This window comes from Pseudarthrobacter raffinosi (genome assembly GCF_023913835.1).
GTDB classification, from domain to species: domain Bacteria; phylum Actinomycetota; class Actinomycetes; order Actinomycetales; family Micrococcaceae; genus Arthrobacter; species Arthrobacter raffinosi.
This window is the reverse complement of record NZ_JAMXBG010000007.1, coordinates 150,500-168,279: the sequence shown is the minus strand read 5'-3', so window position 1 is coordinate 168,279 and position 17,780 is coordinate 150,500. Positions and strand designations below refer to the sequence as shown.

At 67.1% G+C, this 17,780-nt stretch carries 15 protein-coding genes; 7 read left to right on the top strand and 8 right to left on the bottom strand.

All coding sequences use genetic code 11. From position 1 onward, the window contains the following. Positions 1–36: 36 nt before the first annotated feature. The 5 genes from NG697_RS09240 (at position 37) to NG697_RS09220 (ending at position 6,856) form a co-directional block, all read left to right on the top strand. Positions 37–1,152 (top strand): threonine aldolase family protein, encoded by a 1,116-nt coding sequence (locus NG697_RS09240; RefSeq protein WP_252609204.1) that lies wholly within the window; start codon positions 37–39, stop codon positions 1,150–1,152. Between the two features lie 61 nt (positions 1,153–1,213). Further along, entirely contained in the window at positions 1,214–1,864 is a 651-nt protein-coding gene (locus NG697_RS09235) for a DUF3000 domain-containing protein (protein WP_252600197.1), read from the top strand. Between the two features lie 31 nt (positions 1,865–1,895). After that, positions 1,896–3,224 (top strand): HRDC domain-containing protein, encoded by a 1,329-nt coding sequence (locus tag NG697_RS09230; protein WP_252614049.1) that lies wholly within the window; start codon positions 1,896–1,898, stop codon positions 3,222–3,224. Between the two features lie 120 nt (positions 3,225–3,344). Further along, positions 3,345–4,643 carry a thiolase family protein gene (locus NG697_RS09225; protein ID WP_252600195.1) on the top strand — a complete coding sequence of 433 codons (1,299 nt, stop codon included), beginning with the start codon at positions 3,345–3,347 and terminating at the stop codon, positions 4,641–4,643. Next, entirely contained in the window at positions 4,640–6,856 is a 2,217-nt protein-coding gene (locus NG697_RS09220; RefSeq protein WP_252600194.1) for a 3-hydroxyacyl-CoA dehydrogenase NAD-binding domain-containing protein, read from the top strand. The genes NG697_RS09225 and NG697_RS09220 overlap by 4 nt, the downstream gene beginning before the upstream one ends. On the opposite strand, the gene NG697_RS09215 is transcribed toward NG697_RS09220, so the two are convergent. The 3 genes from NG697_RS09215 to NG697_RS09205 form a co-directional block, all read right to left on the bottom strand. Then, positions 6,842–8,296 carry an ABC transporter ATP-binding protein gene (locus NG697_RS09215; protein ID WP_308293083.1) on the bottom strand — a complete coding sequence of 485 codons (1,455 nt, stop codon included), beginning with the start codon at positions 8,294–8,296 and terminating at the stop codon, positions 6,842–6,844. The genes NG697_RS09220 and NG697_RS09215 overlap by 15 nt on opposite strands. 75 nt (positions 8,297–8,371) lie before the next feature. Next, positions 8,372–9,118 (bottom strand): energy-coupling factor transporter transmembrane component T, encoded by a 747-nt coding sequence (locus NG697_RS09210; RefSeq protein ID WP_252614047.1) that lies wholly within the window; start codon positions 9,116–9,118, stop codon positions 8,372–8,374. Positions 9,119–9,128: 10 nt separating this feature from the next. Beyond that, positions 9,129–9,977 carry an ECF transporter S component gene (locus tag NG697_RS09205; protein ID WP_252600191.1) on the bottom strand — a complete coding sequence of 283 codons (849 nt, stop codon included), beginning with the start codon at positions 9,975–9,977 and terminating at the stop codon, positions 9,129–9,131. A 212-nt stretch (positions 9,978–10,189) separates the two neighbouring features. Here NG697_RS09205 and NG697_RS09200 point away from each other — a divergent pair, with 212 nt between their 5' ends. Both NG697_RS09200 and NG697_RS09195 read left to right on the top strand, forming a co-directional pair. Then, positions 10,190–11,101 carry an aminoglycoside phosphotransferase family protein gene (locus NG697_RS09200; protein WP_252614046.1) on the top strand — a complete coding sequence of 304 codons (912 nt, stop codon included), beginning with the start codon at positions 10,190–10,192 and terminating at the stop codon, positions 11,099–11,101. A 133-nt stretch (positions 11,102–11,234) separates the two neighbouring features. Further along, positions 11,235–12,491: an FAD-dependent oxidoreductase gene (locus NG697_RS09195; protein WP_252614055.1), complete on the top strand. Its 1,257-nt coding sequence runs from the start codon at positions 11,235–11,237 to the stop codon at positions 12,489–12,491. Between the two features lie 9 nt (positions 12,492–12,500). Here the strand turns inward: NG697_RS09195 and NG697_RS09190 are convergent, their stop codons facing one another. The 5 genes from NG697_RS09190 to dxs are packed head-to-tail and all read right to left on the bottom strand — an operon-like array spanning position 12,501 to position 17,672. Continuing rightward, a complete protein-coding gene (locus NG697_RS09190) occupies positions 12,501–13,526 on the bottom strand; it encodes a nucleoside hydrolase (RefSeq protein WP_252609165.1) in 1,026 nt (341 codons plus the stop codon). 12 nt (positions 13,527–13,538) lie between these two features. Further along, positions 13,539–14,516, bottom strand: coding sequence for an aldo/keto reductase (locus NG697_RS09185; protein WP_252600188.1), 978 nt, complete (start codon positions 14,514–14,516; stop codon positions 13,539–13,541). Between the two features lie 11 nt (positions 14,517–14,527). After that, the gene (locus NG697_RS09180; RefSeq protein ID WP_252600187.1) at positions 14,528–15,088 is read right to left on the bottom strand and encodes a hypothetical protein; all 561 of its coding nucleotides are present in this window, start codon (positions 15,086–15,088) and stop codon (positions 14,528–14,530) included. Then, the gene (locus NG697_RS09175) at positions 15,085–15,702 is read right to left on the bottom strand and encodes a DUF402 domain-containing protein (protein ID WP_252600186.1); all 618 of its coding nucleotides are present in this window, start codon (positions 15,700–15,702) and stop codon (positions 15,085–15,087) included. The genes NG697_RS09180 and NG697_RS09175 overlap by 4 nt, the downstream gene beginning before the upstream one ends. Next, entirely contained in the window at positions 15,699–17,672 is a 1,974-nt protein-coding gene (gene dxs, locus NG697_RS09170; RefSeq protein WP_252614045.1) for a 1-deoxy-D-xylulose-5-phosphate synthase, read from the bottom strand. Before dxs ends, NG697_RS09175 begins: the two co-directional genes overlap by 4 nt. Positions 17,673–17,780: the final 108 nt, after the last annotated feature.

Genomic DNA, 17,780 nt, shown 5'->3' with positions numbered 1-17,780 from the left:
GACCCAACCTCCCTAGACTGAGAACGTGAGCAAGCAATGACAACAACGGCAGATGCCGCCCCTCGGGTTGAAAATCCCGCCGCCCGGCTGCATGACGCGTCCGTCCGCGGTTTCGCGTCGGACAACTACTCGGGTGTTCACCCGGAGGTCCTGGCCGCCCTCGCGGCTGCCAACGAGGGCCACCAGGTGTCCTACGGCGAGGACGACTACACAACACGGCTGCAGGAGCTGATGGAGGAGCACTTCGGCACCGGCATCGAATGCTTCCCGGTGTTCAACGGCACCGGGGCCAACGTGCTTTCCCTGCAGTCGCTGCTCCCGCGCTGGGGGGCTGTGGTGTGCGCTTCGACGGCGCACATCAATATGGACGAAAACGGCGCTCCGGAACGGATTGGCGGGATCAAACTCCTGCATGTCCCCACCCAGGACGGCAAGCTGACGCCGGAGCTGATTGACCGCGAGGCGTGGGGCTGGGGCGATGAACACCGGGCACAGCCGCTGGCAGTGTCCATCACCCAGACCACCGAGCTTGGCACCTGCTACACCCCGGATGAGGTCCGGGCCATCGCCGATCATGCCCACGCCAAGGGCATGAAACTCCACATGGACGGCGCGCGGCTGGCCAACGCCGCCGCGCACCTAAACGTGCCGTTGCGGGCCTTCACCCGCGACGCCGGCGTGGACATCCTCTCCTTCGGCGGCACCAAAAACGGGCTGCTGTACGGCGAAGTGGTTGTGGCCCTGAACCCCGAAGCGGCCCACGGCCTGAAGTTCCTGCGCAAGATGAACATGCAGCTTGCCTCGAAAATGCGCTTCCTGTCGGCCCAGTTCATCGCCCTGTTGGAAGGCGACCTGTGGCTCCGTTCGGCGTCGCACGCCAACGCCATGGCCGCACGCCTCCGCGCCGCGGTGGACTCGATCGAGGGTGTGGAGCCCACGCAGAAGACGGAGTCCAACGGTGTGTTTGCCGTCCTGCCGGCTGGCATAGCTGACCGCCTGCGGGAGTCCTTCCGGTTCTACGACTGGGATGAAGCCGCCCGCGAGGTCCGCTGGATGTGCTCCTTCGACACCAGTGAGGATGATGTCGACGCCTTTGTGGCCGCGATCCGAAGGGAACTTGCGGCCCATCACGCGGGCAAGGAGGCCGGATAGCATGGGCCGGCCGACGGCGAGCCTGCACTGCCTCCCCCCTGCTGTTGCGTAATCTGCGAAGGTGAACGCACTAGCCCAGGTTCCCCCGGAATTTCTCCACGCCTTGGGAACCCTCAGGAAGGCCCAATGCCGCAGTGAACTGCGCCTGGCGGAAATTCCCGCCCCGGCGCGCCTGGCACCGTTCGCCGTGGCGCTCGGGGCCGAGGTCATGGCGCCCGGACCGGGCAGCGGCACCACACCGGTCCACGGGCCCGCCGCCATGGCCCTGGCCGCGGCGTCCGGCACCGAGGACGACGACGACACCGAGTTGGCCACGGGCCGCTTCATCCTGCTGCACGACCCGGAAGGCTCAGCAGTCTGGGACGGCGAATTCCGGATTGTCACCTACATTCGGGCCCAGCTTGAGCCCGAAATGGGCAATGACGAAATGCTGGGCACCGTCGCTTGGACCTGGCTCGTGGAGGCCCTAGAGAATCACAAGGCCCCCTACCGGGCGGCCGGCGGGACCGCCACCCGCGTCCTATCGGAGAGTTTTGGAACACTTTCCGACCGGCCCGGGTCGATCGATATCGAGCTGCGCGCTTCCTGGACTCCGGCGTCGTCGGACGTCACCGCCCATCTGGAAGCATGGTCAGACATGGTCTGTACGTTCGCCGGACTCCCCCCTCTGCCCGACGGCGTCACGGCCCTTCCGCGCCGGCGCCGGAACTAGGACTGCCCCGTGTCGGTAAACTGAAGGCATCATGACCCCTCATATTCCGGAAAACACCACGGCCGGCGCTCCGGCTGCTGATACCACTCCCCACATCACGGTGGAAGGCTTCGACAGCCAGGTCCCCGTAGTCATTGACCTCGACGCACCGCGCGACGGCGTGCCGCTGGTTATCGAAACGCAGTCCGGGCTGGAGCGGTGCGCGGCAGCCATCGCCGCCGGCACAGGGCCCGCAGGGGTTGATGCAGAACGGGCCTCAGGATTCCGGTACGGCCAGCGCGCGTTCCTGGTGCAGATCCGGCGCGAAGGCTCAGGTACCTGGCTGATCGATCCTGAACCGTTCGAGAACCTGTCCATCATCAACGATGCGCTCCAGGGGGTGGAATGGATCCTGCATGCAGCCAGCCAGGACCTGCCCTGCCTGCTGGAGCTGGGCATGTGGCCGGACAGGCTCTTCGATACGGAGCTCGCCGCACGGCTGGCCGGCCTGCCACGCGTTGGCCTGGCCGCCGTCATCGAACAGCTGCTCGGGTTTGGCCTGGCGAAGGAACATTCGGCCGCCGATTGGTCCACGCGGCCGCTGCCCGAGCCGTGGCTGCGCTACGCCGCCCTGGACGTGGAAGTCCTGACCGAGCTGCGCGAAGAACTCATCGAACTGCTGCAGGCCGACGGCAAGCTGGAATACGCCGAGCAGGAATTTGCCGCAATCCTTGCCGCCGGCGTCGCGCCTCCCCGGGTTGACCCCTGGCGCAAGACGTCGGGCCTGCACCAGATCCGCGACCGGCGCCAGCTGGCCGCGGTCCGCGAAATGTGGCTGGAGCGCGATTCCCTGGCGCAGAAGCGCGATGTGGCACCGGGACGGCTGATCCCAGATTCCGCCCTGGTGTCCGCCGCCAAGGCCATGCCGTCCACCGTTCCCCAGCTGCTCGGCACCAAGGGCTTCTATGGCCGTGCGGCTCAGCGTGAGGCACCCCGGTGGCTCCGGTGCATCGCCGCTGCCCGCGATCTTGAGGACCTTCCGCCGCTGCACCTGCCCACCAACGCACCGCCCCCGCCGCGGGTGTGGTCCGATCGGGACCCTGAGGCCGCCGCACGCCTGTCCACCGCCCGTCCGCTCCTGCAGGAGAAAGCGGAGGAACTGAACCTTCCCGTGGAGAATCTGCTGACGCCGGACTACCTGCGCCGCGTGGCGTGGCGTCCGCCGTCGGGCATAACCGAAGAAACAGTAGCCGCCGAGCTGCGCGCCCTCGGTGCCCGCGAATGGCAGATCGGCGTGGTGGCACCGCTTCTCACGGACGCGTTCCTCAACCCGCAACCTCTGCCGGCCAAGGAAACCAAGGCAACCGCAGCCACCGAGTAAACGCTCCTCACCGAGCCTTGCACACTATGTTACTGACGAGTAACATAGTGTGCACTGCCGTCCTGCCGAGTGCTGCCCTTTGGCCTCCGGACGGCGCCAACGTCTCGATGAGGAGTAAACGTGAGCCACCACGGAAGCAGCGGATCCCCGCGAACTGTCCGCGACGTCGTTTTTGTTGACGGCGTCCGCACACCCTTCGGCCGGGCCGGCGAGAAAGGCATCTACGCCGGAACCCGCGCCGATGACCTGATGGTGAAGTGCATCCGCGAACTTCTCCGCCGCAACCCCACCCTGCCCGCGGCCCGGATCGATGAAGTCGCTGTTGCCGCCACCACCCAGACCGGCGACCAGGGCCTGACCCTCGGCCGCACGGCCGCCCTCCTGGCAGGGCTCCCCCGCACTGTCCCCGGATTCGCCATCGACCGTATGTGCGCCGGCGCCATGACCGCGGTGACCACAACGGCGAGCGGCATCGGCTTCGGCGCCTACGACGTCGTCATCGCCGGCGGTGTGGAGCACATGGGCAACCACCCGATGGGCTCCGGCGCCGATCCGAACCCGCGCTTTATGTCCGAGCGGCTGGTTGACCCTGCCGCCCTGAACATGGGCAACACGGCCGAAAACCTGCACGACCGTTTTCCCGCCATCACCAAGGAACGCACAGACGCCTACGCGGTCGCCTCGCAGGACAAGCTCGCAGCCGCATACGCCCAGGGCCAGATCCAGCCTGACCTCGTTCCGGTCGCTACCCTGAAGCCGGGACAGGGCTGGACGGTGAACAGCGTTGATGAACCGCCCCGGCCGGGCACCACGCTCGAGGACCTGGCGGCCCTGCGGACCCCCTTCCGCGCCCACGGCCGCGTGACGGCAGGCAACGCCGCCGGCCTGAACGACGGCGCCACGGCCGCCGTCCTGGCGTCCTCGGAAGCCGCCGCGGAACTGGGCCTGCCGGTCAAGATGCGGCTGGTCAGCTACGCCTACGCCGGCGTCGAACCGGAGGTCATGGGCATCGGCCCCGTGCCCGCCACCGAAAAAGCACTGAAGAACGCCGGCCTCAGCATTGAGGACATCGGACTCTTCGAGATCAATGAAGCCTTTGCCGTGCAGGTCCTGAGTTTCCTGGACCACTTCGGAATTTCCGACGACGACCCCCGCGTGAACCGGTACGGCGGCGCCATCGCAGTGGGCCACCCCCTCGCCTCCTCCGGGGTCAGGCTGATGAACCAGCTCGCGCGGCAGTTCGAAGAAGATCCCTCGGTCCGGTACGGGATCACCACCATGTGCATAGGCTTGGGCATGGGCGCCACCGTCATCTGGGAAAACCCGCGTCACTCGAAATACACAGATTACAGCGGCGCCGTCGCAGCAGTCGTCCAGGAAGCAAACTCAGTAGCCACCACCGAAGGAGCCGCAGCATGAGCGCCGCCGATTTCACCAAGCTTGCCGAGCTCTTCCCCGACGAAACCGTGACCCACTCGTACGTCCAGGACATCAAGCTGCCTGCCGCCCCCAGCCAGCAGAGCCCCGGAGTGTTCGTGCTGATCACCCTGGACAACGGCCTGGACCACTCCAAACCCACCACGCTGGGACCCAATACCCTGGTGGAGCTGGGCACCGTCCTGGAGGGCCTGAAGGAGCGTGCGGCACGCGGCGAGATCGTGGGTGTGGGCGTGACGGGCAAACCGTACTTCCTCGTGGCCGGCGCCGACCTGTCCGCGGTGAAGTCGCTGGAGAATCGCGATCATGGCCTGTGGATGGCCCAGCTCGGGCATGACGTTTATGCCACGCTGGCTAACCTCGGCGTTCCCAGCTTCGCGTTCATCAACGGCGTTGCCCTGGGCGGCGGCCTGGAGATCGCCCTGCAGTCCACCTACCGCACGGTGTCCACCGGCGCCGGCGCGCTGGCGCTTCCCGAGGCCTTCATCGGCCTGGTCCCCGGCTGGGGCGGCGTCTACATCCTGCCGCGCCTGATCGGACCCGAGAACGCGGTCAAGGTGATGATCGAGAACCCGCTCAGCAACAACCGGACGCTCAACGGGCCGCAGGCCTTCCAGCTCGGTATCGCCGACGCCCTGTTCGAACCGGCAGACTTCCTGGAACAGTCCCTCGCCTGGGCGGCCACCGTCATCACCGGCGAGGTGGTCCCGGCACGGGCCAACGCCGTGGATCCCGCTGATCCCGCCGTTGCCGGGCGCTGGTCCGCAGCAGTCGCCGCCGGCCGGACGTTCGTGGAGGCCAAGACCTCCAATGCCTCGCCTGCGCCGGCCAAGGTCCTGGACATCCTCGACGCCAACCGGACCATGTCCCAGGCCGAATCGGCCGCCTTCGAGTGCGAAACCCTCGCCGGTCTGATGCAGACAGACGAGTTCCGCGCTACGGTCTACGCGTTCCTGGATTTGGTCCAGAAGCGTTCCAAGCGGCCTGCGGGCGCACCGGACCGTAAGCTCGCCCGTCCGGTCACCAAGATCGGCGTCGTGGGGGCGGGCCTCATGGCCAGCCAGCTGGCCCTTTTGTTCGCCCGCCAGCTCAAGGTCCCCGTGGTGATGACGGACATCGACCAGGCCCGTGTGGACAAGGGCGTGGGCTACGTCCACGCCGAGGTGGACAGGCTCCTCGGCAAGAAACGGATCAGCCAGGACGCAGCCAACCGCACCAGGGCACTGGTCACGGGATCGGTCTCCAAGGAGGCCTTCGTGGACGCGGACTTTGTCATTGAGGCTGTCTTCGAAGAGCTGAACGTCAAGAAGCAGGTCTTCGCCGAGGTGGAGGCAATCGTCTCGCCGGAATGCATCCTCGCCACCAACACGTCCTCGCTGTCCGTCACGGCCATGGCCGAAGACCTCGCGCACCCGGAACGGCTGGTTGGCTTCCACTTCTTCAACCCGGTGGCCGTGATGCCGCTGCTCGAAATCGTGCGGGCACCCAAGACCGACGACGCCGTGCTGGCCACCGCTTTTGAGCTGGCCAAGGGCCTGAAGAAGACCGCGGTGCTGGTCAAGGATGCGCCGGCCTTTGTGGTCAACAGGATCCTGCTGCGGCTGATGGGCGAAGTGACGGCCGCGTTCGACGAAGGCACCCCTGCCGAGGTCGCCGACACGTCGCTGCGTCCCATGGGCCTGCCGATGACGCCGTTCACGCTGGGTGCCATGGTGGGCCTGCCGGTTGCCCAGCATGTCCAGGAGTCCCTCCACGCCGCTTTCGGAGACCGCTTCGCTGTGTCCACGAACCTGCAGAAACTGATCGAGAACGGCGTGAAATCGCTCTGGGCCCCGGCGGCCGACGGCTCCCAGGAGATCCCGGAGTCCACCCTGTCGCTGATGTCCTTCGGCACGTCACCGTCCACCGGGGACGACGTGCTGCGCCGTGTGCAGGACGCCCTCGCCGAGGAGATCGGGCTGATGCTGGATGAGGGCGTAGTGGCCGGTCCTGAAGACATCGACCTCTGCATGATCCTCGGCGCTGGCTGGCCGATGTTCCTGGGCGGCATCACGCCGTACCTGGACCGTGTTGGCGCCTCCGAACGGGTCAACGGCAGGCGCTTCCTGGCGCCGGGCGTCGCGTCGGGCCTGACGGGTCAGTCCTCCGAATCGGTCAGCCCGGATGCAGCCACCCCGGAATCAGTCCGCGGGTAGCAGGCGGCCGGCCTCGATCCGCACCAGCCGGTGCGCGATGGACCGGGCGTAGTCCAGGTCGTGGGTGACCAGCACGACGGCGGCGCCCTCCGCCGTCGTGCTGCGCACCACCCGGTCCAGCGCGGCCAGCCCATGGCCGTCCAGGGAAACGGTCGGTTCGTCCAGGGCAAGGACTGGGGGACGCCGGGCAAGCACTGTGGCCAGTGCCAGAAGCCGCTGCTGGGACGCGGGCAGTTCGGCCGGGTGCCGCCCGGCAAGGTGCTCCAGGCCAACGGCGGCGAGGGCCTGCCGCACCGCCTGGTCAGCCGCCAGCTGCCCACGCTCGAGTCCGAAGCGGACTTCCCGTTCCACGGTCCGCTCAAACAGCTGGTCCCTGGGCTGCTGGAAAAGCAGCCCCACGTCACCGGACACCCGTCCCGCGGGCTGTCCGCCGATGTTCCGACCCTTCACCAGCACGCTGCCTGCTGTTGGTTGGAGCAAACCGTTGAGGTGCCTCAGCAGCGTCGACTTTCCGGCGCCGTTGGGACCTGTCACCGCCAGGATCTCGCCCGCGCTGACGGTCAGGCTGAGTCCGTGCAGGACCGGGTCAGCCGGCGGGCCCGGTTGTGCCCTGAACCAGCCTCTGCGCTGTGTCCCCCGGTACGTGAACGAGACGTCACGCAGCTCCAAAGCCGGCGGACCGTCGACGACGGGTGGAAAGCCGGCTTCTGCCAGCGGCCGGGGACCTGTATCTGGACGGGGGCGGACCACTCCCGCCAGTTCCAGCGCCCCGGCAGCCACGACTTCTGCCGGCGTGCCAGCCGCGGCCACGGTACCGCCGGCAAGGACCAGCCAGGTACCGGCGTTGTGCAGGAAGGCATCGGCCCGCTGGCTCAGGATCACGACGGCGGTGCCGTCCTGGACGAGTTTCCGCACCAGGGCAGCAAGGTCTTCGGCTCCGTCCGTGTCGAGGGAGGCGAAGGGTTCGTCCATGATGAGAACCGCGGGGCGGGCAATGACCGCGCAACCGATGGCCAGGCGGCGCAGCTGGCCACCGGAAAGCGTGGCAGGATCCCGGTTCAGCAGCCGGGTCAGGCCGGTCAGTGCTGCCGCGTGCCGGACGGCGCCGGCCATCGTCGCACGGTCAATCCCCGCGTTTTCCAGCCCGAACGCCAGCTCCTCGGCCACCGTGGCACGGACCGTGGACAGGGCGGCGGAGGGATCCTGCGGCACAAAGCCCACCTGGCGGCCCCAGCTCCCGGGATCGATCCGCGGATCGGCGGCTGTTCCGGTGAACCGGAGCCGCGTGCCAGCAAGCTCGAGAAAACCCGTGAGTGTCCCGCCGTCGCCGGGCAGCAACCAGCCGGCGAGCAGGCGTCCCAGCGTCGACTTGCCGCTGCCGGATCCGCCGAGCACGGCTGTCAGCGATCCCGCGGCGAAGGCCACGTCGAGGCCAGCCATAACCGGTTCCTGCTCGCCGGAGAAGACAAATTCTTCGATACCCGCTGCCAGGGCCGGAGGTGAGCCTTGCGCCACTTAAGAAGCACCCGCCGTCGGCTGCCAGAGGCGGGCGGCGATGGCCGCCACCGCCGCCAACACCAGCACGAGGCGAACCCACCGCTGGATCGGAGAATCCTGGACCGCCCGGTAACTGGTGTGTTGCCCGGCGCTGCCGAACCCGCGGGCCTGTAAGGCTGCCGCGCGGGTGCCGGCTTCCTCCACGAGGGACAGCACCAGGGGCACCGCCTGCCACCGGAACGCGCCTGCGCGCCGGACAATTCCAGGCCTGATCACCAGGCCACGCGCTTCCTGGGCCTGCCGGATGCGCCCCAGCCGTGAACTGATGGCCGGCAGCAGTGTCAGGGTGGAGGCGAGCACAAACGCGAACCGCGCGTGGACGCCGCGGGCGGACAGGGCAGCCACCAGGTCCGGGACACTTATGGTGAAGGAACATAGCAGCAGCACCAGCACCGCCGCGGAAAGCCGCGCAGCCCGCTCGAGGGCAAAATGAAGCCCTTCCACGGTGACCCGCGCAGGGCCCCACTGCACCAGGACCGTGGTGCCCTCCGGAAAAAAGAGTCCGTGCATGGCCAGCAGTGACAGGACCAGCGGAGCCAGGATGACCGCCACCGCCGGCAGCATCCGGCGGGCCACTCCCCCGGCTACCGACAAGCCCGCGGCCGCGGCGATCACGGTGAGGGACAGCGGCCAGCTGGCAGCCGCCGTCGTGATGACTGCAGTGCTGCCGGCAGCCGCCAGCGACGTCATGGGGTGCAGACGCATCAGGGGTGGGTCAGGCGTCCTGGCCGGCGGATTTGCCGGTGGATTCGCCGGTGGGCTGGCTGATGGCTGTTCCGGCAAGCACGCGGTGCCGCCGGACAAACGGGAACTGCAGGCGGGTGCGGCGCGGCAGGGCGTACACCAAGACGGCCACCAAGGTGAAGACGATGGCCTTGTCCATGGGGTCCGAGATCAGGGCCTGCTTGGTGATGGCCGCCAGGAGGGTGTCACCCATGGAGCGGAATGCGCTGACGATGGCGCCGGTGGCCAGGCCGGAGGTGCCGCCGAAGACGAACGCGGCAACGGGAGCGGAGACCACACCGCCGATGATGCCGGCCAGGAACCCTGCCACCGGTGCCAGGTAGAAGCGCCGGAACAGGCCGTGGCGTGCGGCGACGCCGGCCAGGAAGCCGATCAGGGCGGCACCGGCGGCGAACGGCAGGACGGTGGGGTTGAAGAAGGACCAGACAATGCTGCTGAGGGCGCCCGTGGCTGCTCCGGCGGCGGGTCCGGCCAGGACGGCGATCAGGACGGTGCCGATGGCGTCGAGGTAGAAGGGCACCAAGGTGCTGCCCACGAACTGGCCCAGGACAATATTCAGGACCAGTGCCACCGGAATCAGCACCAGCGTGGACACGGGCAGTGTGGGCAGTACGCCGATTATCAGCAGCACGGCCCCCACGAGGAAGCCGGACAGGGCGATCAGGGCCGACGCGCTGCCGGGGCCGCCGGTGATGTCCGCGGGCTGGTTCAACACCAGGTAGATGTACGTGCCGGCGATGGCCAACGCTCCGAGGGTTTCCAGCAAGCGGCGGTTCCGGGCAGTGGCCGGTGACGGCAAGGTGAGGGAGGGCGATGACATGGCGTTCCTTCTGGGATGCAGGCTGTGGCGCCCGGATGGCCCGGGCGGTGAGGAACGCCGCCTATGTCACCTCGGCGGCAGCCGGGGGCGTCTGCGCCGGCCCGGATCCGGCATCAGTCTACCGGTTCCGGGACCCGCCAAGCCGGGCGTTGCATGTCGGTGTGACCAGAGAGGTTCCCCGCGAACTGCTGACCTGTGTTTGAGTTAGAGACATGGCCTCCCTGCAGACGGACGAAGTTAACCTCAAGGAGAAGACAGTCCGCCGACTCATCAATCACCAGTTCCCTGCCTGGGAGCACCTGGCCCTCTCGCCTGCCGGGGAAGGCACAGACAATCGCATGTTGCGCCTGGGCGATGATCTGGTGGTGAGGTTGCCGCGGACGTCGGGCACCGCGGCCGATGTGGCCAAGGAACAGACATGGCTGCCGCGCCTTGCACCGCACCTTCCGCTCAGCATTCCCGAGCCTGTGGCAATCGGCAGGCCGGATGAAAGCTACCCGTTCCCCTGGTCGGTGTACCGGTGGGTCGACGGTACAGAGCTGAACCCGGAAAGTGAGCAGGATCTGTCCCGGCTCGGCCGGGACCTGGCTGGCTTTGTCCGCGCCCTCCACAGCATCGACCTCATGGGCGCACCGCGGGAAGAGCCACTGTTGTCGTACCGTGGCGGCAGTCTGCGGGATCTCTCCACCGGGACGTCAGCGAACCTCGACGCCTGCCGCGGCATACAGGGACTCCAGTTGGATCTCGACGGCCTGCAGTCCATCTGGCAAGCGGCGTTGGAACTCGATCAGCCACGGTTGGCGCACACCTGGATGCACACCGACCTCAAGCCCTCCAACCTCCTGGTCCGAAACAGCGTGCTGGTGGGGGTGGTCGATTTCGGCGGTCTCTCGGTCGGTGATCCGACCTGCGAGCACGCCGCGGTCTGGGATCTCCCGGCCGAAGCCAGGCATGCGTACGCCGAGGAACTGGGCCTCGACAAAAGCACGCGGCTGCGCGCTCGTGCCTGGGCGTTGGCCATCACACTGTCGGGGGTTCCCTACTACTGGTCCACCTGGCCGGACTTCGAACAGGAGTGCGTTCGCAGGCTTCAACTGATTCTGCGGGACACGGACGATGTGTAACGCGGGGACCTCACAACGTGTCCCGGAAGCGGACCGGTTGACGGAACCTGGAACCCGCCAAACTAAGCTGCAATTAGCCGCCACTCCTGGCTAACAGTCACACTTGCCGTCCTGACCTTTCCGAAAGGCACAAATACCCCCTTACGACCTGGCCATCATCGGATCCGGATCCGGCAATTCGCTGATCACGCCGTTCTGGGATGACAAGAAGGTAGCCATGATCGACGCCGGCGTGTTCGGCGGCACGTGCCTGAACGTCGGCTGCATCCCCACGAAGGTGTTTGTGTACCCGGCTACCTTGGCGGCCGCGCCCAGGGAGGCCGCCCGCCTGGGTGTGGACCTGAGCCTGGACAAGGTGCGGTGGAATGAGCTGCGGGACAGGATCTTTGGCCGGATTGATTCGATTTCCGAGTCCGGCCGCCGCTACCGCGCGGAGGAATTGAAGAATGTGGACCTATACCAGGAACACGTCCGGTTCACCGGTCCGCGGACGCTCACCACTGATTCCGGGGTGGAGCTCACCACGGACCGCGTGGTGGTGGCCGCGGGTTCCCGGGCTGTGCTCCCCGACGTGCCGGGGATCGCCCTGCCGCACGTGCACACCTCGGACACCGTGATGCGCCTCGACGGTCCGCCCGAGCGGGTGGTGGTGGGCGGCGGGTACATCGAGGACAACGGCGACGGCAGCGTCACCGTTGTGTTCGCCGACGACGACGGCAAACCTCTGCGGGTCGCGGCGGACATCGTCCTGATGGCCACCGGGCGGGTGCCGAACACCGACCGGCTGGGCGTGGACGCCGCCGGCTTTGACCTGGATGAGGACCATACCCTGTCCGTGGACGCGAACCTCCGGGTCCTCGCCGGCGGCAAACCCGTTGACGGTGTCTATACCCTGGGTGACATCGCCAATAGCTACCAGCTCAAGCACGTCGCCAACCGGGAGGCCCGGGTGGTGGCGCATAACCTGGAACACCCGGACCGGCTCCGGACCATCGACTACACCGCAGTGCCGTTTGCGGTATTCAGCAATCCGCAGGTGGCCTCCGTGGGCCTGACCGAGGATGAAGCCCGGTCCCAGGCAACAGCCGGGACAGACGTTGTGACCGCCGTCCAGGACTACGGCTCCACTGCCTACGGCTGGGCCATGGAGGACGAGGAAGGGGTGGTCAAGCTTGTGGCCGAGCGGTCCACCGGCTGCCTGCTCGGCGCGCACATCATGGGCCACGAGGCCTCGCTCCTGATCCAGCCGCTGATCCAGGCGATGGCCACCGACGTATCGGTCCACCAGCTCGCGGGGGGACCGTACTGGATCCATCCGGCCCTCATGGAAGTGGTGGAGAACGCCCTTCTCGCGCTGGACGTGGACGTGCCTGAAAACGCGCCGCTGTAGGGCGAACGTTCAGCGCAGCCGCGCCGCGAGGCCGCCGACGGACCGTATCAATTCCCCGAAGGCCTGCTCAGGGTTGTTGTTCGAGACGATCCGGGCATTTGGCGGGTGATTCCACAGGTTCCGGTAATCGGCCACGGTGGTCCCCATCAGCAGGGGCGATTCAACCTCGACGTCCACGGTGGCCAAGCGGGTTGCGTAATCGAGCGTCCCGGCGGCCACACCGGCAGCGAAGTAGTCGTGGACGTGCGCCAGGTAGCCCTGGCCGTAGAGACGGTGAAACTCAAAGTAGAAGCGAAGGGCATCGGACAGGTGCCGCACCAGCGGACTGTCGGCCGTGCTCCTGAGCCCTTCAGGCTGCTTCGGCAGGACCAGCTCCCGCTCACTGCAGCCGGCCGCCTCCGCGAGCCGCAACACATGCTCCGGCCGCAGCTCGATCCGCTCAGTGGTGTCCAGTGAACAGACAATGGGCAGCCGGTCCACCGGCAGGCCGCGGTAGGCCGCATAAACTTCCTTGGCCGCCTGCGGATCAACGTGAGTATTCCATTCGGCGGTGGGAGTGGTGTTCCCCTGGTGGTAGAAGCTGCCGCCCATGATAACTACCTTGCCCAGCAGTTCTGGCAGCCGAGGTTCGCGGCGGATGGCCAGCGCGAAGTTCGTCAGCGGCGCCGTGATCAGGGCCGTGAGCTCCCCCGGATGTGCCCGGGCCGCCTCCACCCACAGGTCGGCGGCGTGCCGCGCCGAGACCGTCCCGGACGGCGGCGGCAGGACGGCGTGGCCAATGCCCTGGGGACCATGGGTTTCGGGCGTGGTCACCAGCGGAATGCTCAGCGGAGCGGATGCCCCCACGGCGACCTCCACCCCGGTGCGTCCGCACAGTTCCAGCATGGCGAGGGTGTTCCGCGCCACCTGGTGTGCGTCCACGTTCCCGGGCGATGCCGTCACGGCCACGAACTCCACCTCCGGCAAGGAGGCCAGGTAAGCCAGCGCCAGGGCATCGTCGATCCCGGTATCAACGTCCAGTAGTAGCTTGGTCATCTGCGGAGTTTCCTAAAAGAGCGCAACTTTGGGGACCTTCGGGAAGATCGCATCCAGTTCCGCGAGCTCTGCCGGCGACGGCACCCAGGCCGCAGCGGCCGCATTTTCGCGGACCTGCTCCGGCCTGGTGGCGCCGGCGATCACGCTGCTGACGGCAGGCTGGGCCGCGAGCCAGGAGAAGGCCACCTGGATCTCGGTCAGGCCGCGGACTGCCGCGAAGGAACTGAAACGCTGGAGCTGGTCCCAGTCGGCGTCGTGCACCATGTTGGTCCGCGTATGGCTCAGCCGCGACCCCGCCGGAGCCGAGCCCGGCGAATACTTGCCCGTCAGCAGGCCGTTGGCCAGCGGGAAGTAAGGCAGGACACCCAGGCCGTAGGCTTCTGCCGCCGGGGTGACCTCGAGTTCTGCCCGCCGGTCCAGGAGGTTGTAGTGGTTCTGCGTCGAAATGAAACGTGTGCCGCCGGCGGCCCGGGCCACAAATTCCGCCTCGGCAATCTGCCAGCCGGCGCGGTTGGAGTGTCCGATGTAGCGGACCTTGCCGCTGGAGACAACGTCATCGAGGGCACTCAGTGTCTCCTCGATGGGGGTCAGGGGGTCAGGCGTGTGGAACTGGTAAAGGTCGATCCAGTCCGTGCCCAGCCGCCGCAGCGAGGCCTCCACCGCACGGACTATGTAGCGCCGTGACCCCCGGGCCCCAAAGTCGTTGCCATTGGCACCCCGGACGTCCATGCCGAACTTGGTGGCCACCACCGCATCATCCCGCTTGCCGGCCAGGGCCTTGCCCAGCATCGTCTCGCTGAGTCCGGGCTCCCGCCCGTAGTTGTCAGCAACATCGAAAAGCGTCACGCCGGCGTCGAGGGCGGCATGAACGACGGCGTCAGTCCCCGCCTGCGATTCGGTCACCGTATTGGCACGGCCCAGGTTGTTGCAACCGAGCCCCACCACGGAGACGGTCAGCCCGGAGTTTCCCAGGCGTCGGTAGTCAGGCATGGATTTCCCCTCTAGAGGCTGAACGAGTTGGCAGGCTTCGGGGAGTGCTTGAGTTTGAAGTTGTCCGGTTCGCTGAAGGGCGCGGCGCCGATGCTGAGTTTGGTGAAGTCGAGGTCTTCGCCACGGCTGCAGACCTTGATTGCGCTGACAGCCTTGTTCACGTCGGGGCAGAGGCAGAAGATGTTCAGTTTATAGTCGCTGAACTCCGAGCGTTCCACGGTTCCCAGGCCGCGCCAGGCCAGGTGGCTGATGAGGGCGTCCTTCGCCTTTTCCTCAAGGTAGCGGTCACGGTCCGTGCCCTCCTTGGTTTTGAGGGCGAACTGCGCCACCACCCAGAACTGGTCCTCGTCGGGGATTTCGGCGAAGCCGTCCTCGGCGCACTGGACGGCAAAGGCATCCATCAGGCCCTCCACCGCGGCGGCGTCCGCCACATCGGTCTCTTCGGTTTTGCTCTGGTGGCCAACCACGCCGTAGTTCATCACGAACTGGCTGTAGTCCTCGTCGAACCAGCCTTCACGGAAGTGCAGTACTCCCTCGTCGTCCCGTTTGTAGACCCTGATGATCCCGCTCATGACCGTCCCTTCGTGAACCATCCGGCGTCTGTTCCGTCGAATGGTGCGTGCTGTGCCTTGACGGCCTGATATAGCTCGTCCGCGGCCGCCTGGATGTCATCCACCAGCAGGTCCGGGTAATTCATGGCGACGCGGTGCTCGGCGAACTCGTCCTGGTCATCGATGAAGACGCCCCGGCCGGCCATGCGGATCACGTCCAGGTCCATGTCGATCACATGGAACTCGGTGACGGCGGGCCGGATGTCCGTCCACTCGTGGGCGACGGCGAGGTCAACGTAGACCCTGACGCCGCTGGGGTGGGCGTCGTCGTAGAACGTGGCCACCCAGTCTCCGGACCGCGGCACCAGCAGCACGGCGTCGGATGCTGTGTAAAAGGCGGCGCCCGGGCGCGAACAGAATTCGTTGGTTCCCTGGAAGATCCACCAGCCGTGCCGGTCCTCGCCGAGGTACCGACCCGGGACCACCCAGTGGGCTTGCCCGTTCCATTTCCGGTTCCGGGCCACCACCAGCTGGCCTGGCTGCAGTCCCGCAGGAACGCGGGTGGTGCTCGTGTGCCTCGCCGGGCTTGAATCCCCGACGGCGGACGGATACTTCAGTGCGTCTTCTTCCCTCACAGGATCGGCAGGCTGCCGGTGGTGGGGTGCTCCTGGCCTGGCAGGGGGCGCGCGAAGGGGACCTTTGTGCCCAGAACCTGGGCGACGACGTCGTGCGTGATCTGCTGGGCCGTCAGCCCGACGCGCTCCAGCACCTGGCTGCGTGTGCCGTGGTCCAGGAACTCCGCGGGGAGCCCCACCTCGTTCAGGGCGGTGTCCACGCCGGCGGCGCGCATTTCCTGCCGGATCCGCGATCCGACGCCGCCTGCCCTGACACCGTCCTCGATGCAGATGACCAGCCGGTGGTGGGAGGCCAGCGCGATGATGGAACGCCGCACCGGCAGCACCCAGCGCGGGTCCACCACGGTGGTGCTGATGCCTTGGGCGCCCAGGCGGTTGGACACGTCGAGGGCCAGTTCGGACATCGCTCCGACACTGACGATCAGGACGTCGTTTTCGGTGGAGCCGGCCGGCCGGCGGGCCAGCACGTCAACACCGTCGCCCAGGCGTTCGATGGCCTCCACTTCGGCGCCCACGGTGCCCTTGGAGAAGCGCACCACGGTGGGGGCGTCGCTGATGGCCACGGCCTCGCGCAGCTCTTCCCGCAGCCGGGAGGCGTCGCGCGGCGCGGCGAGGTGGAGTCCGGGCACGATCTGGACCATTGCCATGTCCCACATGCCGTGATGGCTGGCCCCGTCAGGGCCGGTGACACCGGCCCGGTCCAGGACGATGGTGACGCCGGCTTTGTGCAAGGCCACGTCCATGAGGAGCTGGTCAAAGGCACGGTTCAGGAAGGTGGCATACACGGCCACCACGGGGTGGAGCCCGCCGAAAGCCATGCCGGCGGCGGACGTCAGCGCATGCTGCTCGGCGATGCCGACATCGATCACGCGGTCCGGGTGCTTGGCCGCAAACTTATGCAGGCCCACGGGAATGAGCATGGCCCCGGTGATGCCCACAATGTCGGGGCGTTCGTCGGCGATCTTCGCGATTTCGTCAGCAAAAACAGACGTCCAGGACTGTGACCCGGAAACTCCCGTCGGCTCACCGGTCTCCGGATCGATAATGCCGACGGCGTGGAACTGGTCCGCTTCATGGGCCCGGGCCGGGGCGTAGCCGTGGCCCTTTTCGGTCATGGCGTGGACAATCACGGGGCCGGCGTAGTTCCTGGCTGTGGACAGGGCGTGCTCCATGGCCTGCAGGTTGTGGCCGTCAACCGGGCCGATGTACTTCATGCCGAGGTCTTCGAACATGCCCTGCGGCGCCCACCAGTCCTTGATGCCCTTTTTCATGGCATGCAGGCTCTTGTAGGTGAACTGGCCTACGGGGCCGCCGTTCTGGAGCTTCTTCTTCCACCAGTCCAGCGTGCCCTCATAGGCAGGGGCGGCGCGAAACGAGTCGATGGTGGGGCGCAGTGAGGCGAGGTAGTCCGCGAAGCCGCCCACCGTGGGGGCGTAGGAGCGGCCGTTGTCGTTGACCACGATCACCACGCGGCGGCGCTTGTCCGCCGCAATGTTGTTGATGGCTTCCCAGGCCATGCCGCCGGTGAGCGCCCCGTCTCCGACGACGGCGACGGTGTAACGCTCCGACTCGCCGGTGAGCTGCCTGGCACGGGAGATGCCGTCCGCCCAGGAGAGGGAGGAGGAAGCATGCGAGCTTTCCACAATGTCATGCTCGGACTCGGCGCGGGAAGGGTAGCCGGACATTCCGCCCTGCTGGCGCAGGGTACTGAAGTCCTGGCGGCCGGTGAGGAGCTTGTGCACATACGACTGGTGGCCCGTGTCGAACACGATGCTGTCCCGGGGCGAATCGAAGATGCGGTGCACGGCCAGGGTCAGTTCCACAACGCCGAGGTTGGGTCCGAGGTGTCCACCTGTCTGGGAGACGTTGGTGATCAGGAAACTCCTGACCTCAGCGGCCAGCTCTTCGAGCTGCTCGTGAGACAGCTGGTTCAGGTCCTGCGGATTCCGGATGGTGTCCAAGATTCCCAATGACCCCTCCTTCGGGTGGTAGACGTGCCTGTTAACTCTAACGCCTTGCGGAAAATGCAAAGCCGAAGCCCCGGCTGGTCGGTGACCGGCCGGGGCTTCGAAAGAGTA

Excerpts from the sequence above, each read along its gene's own strand:
- NG697_RS09185 (WP_252600188.1), bottom strand. The coding sequence starts at position 14,516 with ATGCCTGACTACCGACGCCTGGGAAACTCCGGGCTGACCGTCTCCGTG.
- NG697_RS09205 (WP_252600191.1), bottom strand. The coding sequence starts at position 9,977 with ATGTCATCGCCCTCCCTCACCTTGCCGTCACCGGCCACTGCCCGGAAC.
- NG697_RS09200 (WP_252614046.1), top strand. The coding sequence starts at position 10,190 with ATGGCCTCCCTGCAGACGGACGAAGTTAACCTCAAGGAGAAGACAGTC.
- NG697_RS09190 (WP_252609165.1), bottom strand. The coding sequence starts at position 13,526 with ATGACCAAGCTACTACTGGACGTTGATACCGGGATCGACGATGCCCTG.
- NG697_RS09180 (WP_252600187.1), bottom strand. The coding sequence starts at position 15,088 with ATGAGCGGGATCATCAGGGTCTACAAACGGGACGACGAGGGAGTACTG.
- NG697_RS09215 (WP_308293083.1), bottom strand. The coding sequence starts at position 8,296 with ATGGCTGGCCTCGACGTGGCCTTCGCCGCGGGATCGCTGACAGCCGTG.
- NG697_RS09210 (WP_252614047.1), bottom strand. The coding sequence starts at position 9,118 with ATGCGTCTGCACCCCATGACGTCGCTGGCGGCTGCCGGCAGCACTGCA.
- NG697_RS09240 (WP_252609204.1), top strand. The coding sequence starts at position 37 with ATGACAACAACGGCAGATGCCGCCCCTCGGGTTGAAAATCCCGCCGCC.
- NG697_RS09220 (WP_252600194.1), top strand. The coding sequence starts at position 4,640 with ATGAGCGCCGCCGATTTCACCAAGCTTGCCGAGCTCTTCCCCGACGAA.
- NG697_RS09230 (WP_252614049.1), top strand. The coding sequence starts at position 1,896 with ATGACCCCTCATATTCCGGAAAACACCACGGCCGGCGCTCCGGCTGCT.